The sequence below is a fragment of the Streptomyces sp. UH6 genome (assembly GCF_013421635.1).
Taxonomy (GTDB): Bacteria; Actinomycetota; Actinomycetes; order Streptomycetales; family Streptomycetaceae; genus Streptomyces; species Streptomyces abyssomicinicus.
Map to the genome: position 1 here is coordinate 1 of NZ_JACADT010000261.1, position 6,550 is coordinate 6,550.

General features: G+C 72.2%; 8 protein-coding genes. 4 read left to right on the top strand and 4 right to left on the bottom strand.

Translation table 11 applies throughout. The features are described from left to right. The first annotated feature begins 119 nt into the window (after positions 1 to 119). The 4 genes from HW445_RS14730 to HW445_RS14745 are packed head-to-tail and all read left to right on the top strand — an operon-like array spanning position 120 to position 2,743. A complete protein-coding gene (locus tag HW445_RS14730) occupies positions 120 to 533 on the top strand; it encodes a roadblock/LC7 domain-containing protein (protein ID WP_151774033.1) in 414 nt (137 codons plus the stop codon). After that, positions 530 to 913, top strand: a complete 384-nt coding sequence (locus tag HW445_RS14735) for a DUF742 domain-containing protein (RefSeq protein WP_151774034.1) — start codon at positions 530 to 532, stop codon at positions 911 to 913. The genes HW445_RS14730 and HW445_RS14735 overlap by 4 nt, the downstream gene beginning before the upstream one ends. After that, positions 894 to 1,499, top strand: a complete 606-nt coding sequence (locus HW445_RS14740; RefSeq protein ID WP_151774035.1) for an ATP/GTP-binding protein — start codon at positions 894 to 896, stop codon at positions 1,497 to 1,499. The genes HW445_RS14735 and HW445_RS14740 overlap by 20 nt, the downstream gene beginning before the upstream one ends. Continuing rightward, positions 1,496 to 2,743, top strand: a complete 1,248-nt coding sequence (locus HW445_RS14745; protein ID WP_180221473.1) for a cytochrome P450 — start codon at positions 1,496 to 1,498, stop codon at positions 2,741 to 2,743. The genes HW445_RS14740 and HW445_RS14745 overlap by 4 nt, the downstream gene beginning before the upstream one ends. 86 nt (positions 2,744 to 2,829) lie before the next feature. Here HW445_RS14745 and HW445_RS14750 read toward each other — a convergent pair whose 3' ends face one another. The 4 genes from HW445_RS14750 to HW445_RS14765 form a co-directional block, all read right to left on the bottom strand. Then, complete coding sequence (locus tag HW445_RS14750; RefSeq protein ID WP_180221474.1) at positions 2,830 to 3,864, bottom strand: 7-epi-alpha-eudesmol synthase; 1,035 nt, start codon at positions 3,862 to 3,864, stop codon at positions 2,830 to 2,832. Between the two features lie 256 nt (positions 3,865 to 4,120). After that, positions 4,121 to 4,432, bottom strand: a complete 312-nt coding sequence (locus HW445_RS14755; RefSeq protein WP_180221475.1) for a DUF4235 domain-containing protein — start codon at positions 4,430 to 4,432, stop codon at positions 4,121 to 4,123. A 54-nt stretch (positions 4,433 to 4,486) separates the two neighbouring features. Further along, positions 4,487 to 5,512, bottom strand: coding sequence for a glutathione S-transferase family protein (locus HW445_RS14760; protein WP_180221476.1), 1,026 nt, complete (start codon positions 5,510 to 5,512; stop codon positions 4,487 to 4,489). Positions 5,513 to 5,866: 354 nt separating this feature from the next. Continuing rightward, positions 5,867 to 6,550: hypothetical protein (locus HW445_RS14765; protein ID WP_180221477.1), on the bottom strand; the 684-nt coding region annotated here is incomplete at its 5' end.

Genomic DNA, 6,550 nt, shown 5'->3' on the forward strand with positions numbered 1-6,550 from the left:
TTCGCCGGCCTCGCCGCCTTCGCCACCGCCGGTCGTGACATCGGCGCCCCGGCCCCCAGGGCGGCAGCCGACGACCGCGAGTCCACCGAGCCCCGTACGGAAGAAAGCGACTGGTCCGCATGACGACGCAGCAGGGAACCGATGTCAGCTGGGCTCTCCGCGACCTCGCGGAGAGCATCCCGGAGATCCGCTTCACCCTGGTGGCCTCCAGCGACGGCAAGGCCATCACCTCCTACGGCGCCGACGACCCCGACGACGTCGACCGCTTCGCCGCGGTGGTCGCCGGACTGCAGGCGCTCGCGCAGCCGGTGGCCGAGCAGTTCCCGGCGGCCGCGGGGCAGCTCAGGCTGGCCATGATCGAGGTCGACGGCGGCCACCTGTTCGTGGTCCGGGCCGGCCAGGAGACCTACCTCGGCGTTCTCGCCAAGGAAGGCCTCGACCAGGGCCTGCTGGGCCATCAGATGCGGGATCTGGCCCGGAGGATGGGTGAGCTGCTCGGCACCACTCCGCGGCTGGAGGAGCACTCTGGATGAGTGCTCCCCGCCGGCCCACCGACCCGACCGGGCTCGAGCGCTACTACGTGCTCACCGGAGGCCGCAGCAAACCGGCCGGCCCTGCGGCGACCCTGGACGTGGCGACCCTGGTGGTCTCCCGGACGGGGCCGCAGCCGTCGCCCCAGCCCGGCCTGCAGCACGAGCACGAGGAGATCCTCCGCCGCTGCCGCGAACCGCTGTCGGTGGCGGAGCTCGGCGCCCACCTGGGGCTGCCCTTCAACATCATCGCGGTACTCCTGGCCGATCTGCTCGAAGCAGGACGCGTGGAAACCCGTGACCCCGTCCCGGCGAACTCCGCCGGGCTCGGGCCCGACCTCGCGCTCCTTGAGGAGGTACTCAGTGGACTTCAAAGGCTTTGACCCCACCGGCCGGACCACGGCGGCGGACGGCACCCGCTCGGTGAAGGTCATGATCGCCGGCGGCTTCGGCACCGGGAAGACCACCATGGTCCGCTCGGTCAGCGACATCCGACCGCTCACCACGGAGGAGACCCTCACCCAGGCCAGCGCCGGTGTGGACCACCTGATCGGTGTGACGGATAAGCAGCAGACCACCGTCAGCCTGGACTTCGGCAAGATCGGCATCAACGACGAGCTGGTGCTCTACCTGTTCGGCACGCCGGGCCAGGAGCGCTTCTGGTTCCTGTGGAACGGGCTCTTCAAGGGGGCGCTGGGGGCGGTGGTCCTGGTCGACACCCGCCGGCTCGCCTCCAGCTTCCGCGCCATAGAGGAGATGGAGCGCCAGAACGTCCCCTTCGTGATAGCCCTCAACGTCTTCCCCGACAGCCGGGACCACCCGGTCGAGGAGATCCGCGACGCACTGGACATCCCGGAGGACATCCCCGTCGTCGCCTTCGACGCCCGTGACCGGGCCGCGAGCCGTGACGTCCTCGTCGCGCTCATACGACATCTGCAGGAACGCGCCGTCGCCCTGGAGCCCCGATGACCGAACGGACCTCCCACGGTCCCGCCACCGCAACCGGCTGCCCCGTCGCCCACGGGGGAGCCACCCGGCTGTACGGGCCCGAGACGACCCACGACATGGAAAGCGTCTACGCGCGGCTGCGCCGCGAGCACGGCGCGGTGGCGCCGGTCCTGATCGAGGGCGACGTCCCGGCCTGGCTGGTGCTGGGCTACCGGGAGAACCGGCGGGTGCTCGACAACCCGCTCCAGTTCAGCCGGGACGCCCGGATCTGGCGGGACTGGAAGGAGGGACGCGTCGACGACGACCTGCCGGTGATGCAGATGGTCGGCTGGCGCCCCGACTGCGTCTCCCAGGACGGCGAGCCGCACCGCCGGCTGCGCGGCGCGGTCACCGACAGCCTCCAGGCGGTCGCCGGCCGCGGCATCCGGCGGCACGTCGCGCACTTCGCGGACAAGCAGATCGACGCCTTCGCCCAGACCGGCCGGGCCGATCTGGTGGCCGACTTCGCCGAGTACCTGCCCATGCTGGTGCTCACCCGCCTGTTCGGCCTCGCGGCGAGCGAGGGGCGCAGCCTCGCCGAGTCCAGCAACCACGTCATCAAGGGCGGCGCGGACGCCCTCGTCCACAACGCCCGGATCATGACGATCCTCGGGGAGCTCGCCGAACGCAAGCGCCACGAACCGGGCGCCGACTTCACCACCGGACTGCTCGGACACCCGGCCCGGCTCGACGAGGAGGAGATCCTCCACCACCTGCGGCTGGTGCTGATCACCGCGCACACCACCACCAGCAATCTGCTGGCCCGGGTGCTCCAGGCGATCCTCACCGACGACGCCCGGCTCGCCGCCCTGGTGGGCGGCGAACTCGCCCTGTCCTCGGTGGTCGAGGAGGTCATGTGGAACACCCCGCCGCTCGCCGTGCTGCCCGGCCGGTTCGCCACGGCCGACCTCCAGCTCGGCGACGCCTCGGTCAAGGAGGGCGACATGCTCCTGCTCGGGCTGGCGGCGGGCAACCTCGACCCGGAGATCCGGGCGGCCGGCGACGTGTCGCTCCAGGGCAACCACTCGCACCTGGCGTTCAGCTCCGGCCCCCACGAGTGCCCGGGACAGGGCATCGGGCACGCCATCATCGAGATCGCGGTCGACGTCCTGCTGCACCGGCTGCCGGGACTGCGGCCGGCCGTGGCGCCAAACTCGCTGACCGCCACCGCGTCGACGTGGATGGCCGGCCTGGACAGCCTGCCGGTGGAGTTCCCCGTCCGCTGACCGAGCGCACACCACACGGCGGCCGCGTCCCCTTCCCGTCGAGGGGGCGCGGCCGCCGTGTCGTACGCGCTCCGTCGCGCCGGACGTCAGTTCACCGACAGCAGGTCGTCCACCGACCCCCGGCCCGCCCGCTCGGCCGCGGCGGCGGGCGTGTCCTTGTCCGCCGCGTAGCGTCCGGTCACCAGCGCCCATTCGTAGTTGCCGTTGATCCAGTGCTGCACGGCCTCCACCCCCATCGAGGTGCGCCGGCGCTCGTCCTCCGACAGGCCCAGCTCGTCGCACATCTCCGGCACCCGGGCCTCGAGCTCCAGGTACTCCACCAGGCAGGCGGCGGTCATCCGGTACGCCTCGGCCGCCGCCTCCTCCCAGGAACAGCCCAGTTCACGGCGGAGGACGGCTATCAGGTTGTGGCCGTCGCCCCGGCGCCGCTCCCGCTCGAAGGAGTGGATGTCGTTCATGAAGCCGATGACGTCCGCGGCCAGGTCCCTCATCCGTTCCATCACGGGATGCGCCTGGACCTGCGCCGGCACCTCGAAACCGCGGCTGCGTTCACCCGCGTCGATGCTGTGGTGTATGCCCACCGTCCTGCGGCGGAACTGCGCGTACTCCTTCACGGTGAGCGTGCCCTCGAGGCCGGCCGCCGCGAGATCCACCTCCTCGCAGTGCGCGGTGAGGAACCGGCCCCAGGAGGCGGCGAACCGGGTCTGCCAGGTGAGCGACATGCCGCGCGACAACTGCGCCCAGACCTCCGCCCAGGCCTGGGTGATCGGGCACACCACCCGGGGCGGGGTGTCCGCCGGACGCAGCGGGGTGACGATCAGTTCACGGGCCACCTCGGTGACCCGGTCGGCCCGGTCCGGCCGGCCGGCGTCGAACTGGTCGTCGAAGAGGAAGGCGAGGGAGAACCAGTTCATCAGCACCGTCATGTCCTCGGCGGAGGCGTACGGGTAGGTGCGCGCCGCCGCCTGCGGCAGGTCCCACGAGCAGTACTCCTCGAACCCCGCGTCGCTCCGGACCAGCCCCCGGTCACGCACCCAGCGCAGGTGCCGCTCCCGCGCGTACTCCAGATGAGGGCTGACCGGTGTGGAGAAGGGCAGGTCGAAGGTGACGTCCTGAGGCATGGGGGTTCCTTTCGGGACGGGCGGTGGGCTCCAGAGGTGTCCTGAACAAGCCGGTGGACGCACAGAGCCGTTCCGAAGCTGCCCTTCCGGTCATGAACACATACCCTTTAAACATGTGACCTGTAGCACTTTCGGCGTCACATGCCGTGAGAACGTGCCCCGGCGTGCACCCCTGCCCCCGCCCGCACGCCCGGGGCGCACGCGAAACCGGGGCCCCGGACGTCCCGGAGCCCCGGCCTCGGCACGGTGGCCGGTGTCAGTCCCGGCCCTTGCCCTTCGCGTGGTCGGGCCACACGCCGGTCCGGCGCTCGACCGCCTGGGCGCTGGTCCGGTCGATGACCGCCCGCACCACGGCGAAGATGGCCCCCTGGATCGCCGCGGCCAGCAGGATCTCGCCCCACCGGCGGTCCCGGTCCAGGGCGTCGGGCGCGTCGTCCTCGTGCCTGATCGCCTTCCAGGTCTTCTGGAAGGCCGTGGTGGCCAGCCGTCCGCCGCCCCAGCTGAGCGCGAACCCGAGGGGCTTGTAGGCGGTGGGCAGGTTCTGCTTCTTCTGCGTGAATGTGGCCAAGGGGGTTTCTCCTTCGTTCTTCGGTCGGTCAGGCCTGGACGGCCCCACCGTCGGTCAGGACGGTCGCGGACGCCCCGCTTCGGGCACCTCCTCGCCCGGGGGAACCGGGCCCGGCGGCGTCCCGTCACCGAACGGCCGGCCGCCGAGCTGCTCCCGGTGATGCGGGGTCAGCCAGGCCGACAGGTCCGGTCCCATCGGCACCACCCGCGTGGGGTTGATGCCGGTGTGCACCATGTAGTAGTGCCGCTTGATGTGGTCGAAATCGACCGTGTCCCCGAAACCGGGGGTCTGGAAGAGGTCGCGGACGTACGCCCAGAGCACCGGGTTCTCCGTCAGCTTCCACCGGTTGCACTTGAAGTGGCCGTGGTAGACGGGATCGAAACGCACCAGGGTGGTGAACAGCCGGATGTCCGCCTCGGTGATGGTGTCGCCCATCAGGTAGCGCTGCCGCTCCAGCCGCTCGGCCAGTCGCTCCAGCCGGTCGAACACCCCGGCGCAGGCTTCCTCGTAGTCGGCCTGGGCGGTCGCGAAACCGGCCCGGTACACCCCGTTGTTGACGTCCCGGTGGACGTCCTCCATCACCTCGTCCATCTCCGCCCGGAGCGCCTCGGGGTACAGCTCCGGGGCGCCCTCACGGTGGTGGGCGGACCACACGGTGGCGAGGTCCAGGGTGATCTGCCGGTAGTCGTTGGTGACCAGCGCGCCGCTCGGGACGTCGACGACCGCGGGCACGCTCACGCCGCCGGGGTAGCCCGTGGCCCGCCTGTCGTAGGCCTCGTGCAGGAACCTGATGCCGAGCACCGGGTCGCGGTCGCCGGGGTCGAGGGTGAAGCGCCAGCTGCGGTCGTCCTGGACGGGGTCCGCGATCGCCAGGGAGACGGCGTTCTCCAGGCCCAGCAGCCGACGGGAGATCACCGCCCGGCTCGCCCACGGACAGGCCCGGCTGACCACCAGCCGGTACCGTCCCTCCTCCACCGGCCAGCCGTCCCGGCCGTCGGCGGTGATCCGATCTGTGAAGTGGCTCGGCGACCGCGTGAACTTCTTGCGGCCGTACTCGGTGTTGCCCTCGCCGCCGCTCATCGCCGCCCTCTCGCCTGCCGTCCGCGGACCGGGTCGTGTCCGTTCCCAGGGACGCGTTCCCTCTTTTCGGCGATCGGCACCGCCGAAGATCCCATGCGGTGGGCGCGGAGCGGGACCGCGCGGCGCCGGCGGGGCCCGCGGGAGGAGGGCGTGCCCGGGAGGCGGTGGGGGAGCGCCCGCGGCACACGGCGCGAGCAGGGGCGGAACGCTGGTGGGCCCCGCCACGACGGGGGAGCGCGGCGGGACCCGACATGCGTCTGCCCCGCCTTCACGGCTTCATGCGCGCCGGTCCGGCGGAATTTCGGGCAGGTGGCCCGGATCACCCCTCCGGGCGACGCCCGGCCGGGCTCCGGGTCACTCGTCGCAGCCGACGGCGGGGCCGGCCACCATGCCGCCGGTGCGGAACGTCTGGCCCTTGGGCATCCAGTACCCCAGCTTCGACACGACGGTCGAGCACGCGTCGGTGGTGGTGGCCCGGACGACCACCGTGGCGGGGTTGCCCGGCTGGAGATCGGTGAGCGCGCAGTCCAGCGAGTGGGTCAGGCGCTCCTCGGACGGGTGCCGGCCGATCAGCGGGTTGACGCAGCGCGGGTCGTCGGTGGTGAGCCGGATCCCGGAGTCCTCCTCGCCGATCAGACCGAACCGCCCGCTGCCGTCACCCTCCGCGCTGTCCCGGTGCACGGTGTACGTCAGCACGGTGGTCCGGCCCGCGCGCAGCCGCTCCTGGTCCACCTCGATGCGGTGGGTGGGCTCCCGCAGCGGCTGGGTGAGGGTGAGCGGGGCGGTCGCCTCCCCCCGCACGTCCACCCCGGCGGGCGTGGAGCGGACCCGTACCTCGGCGGTGATCTCGTACGTCCCCGGACCGGCGTAGTCGGCGGAACCGGGCAGCGCGCCCCGGGCGACCACCTCGCCGTCCTTGCGGGCCGTCCAGGTGCCGGAGGTGTGGCAGGCGTACGTCCGCCCGCCCGGCGCCGAGCAGGAGGCGGGGGCGGACAGGGCGAGCGACGGACCGCCGGTGGAGGTGCACAGGCTCAGCGA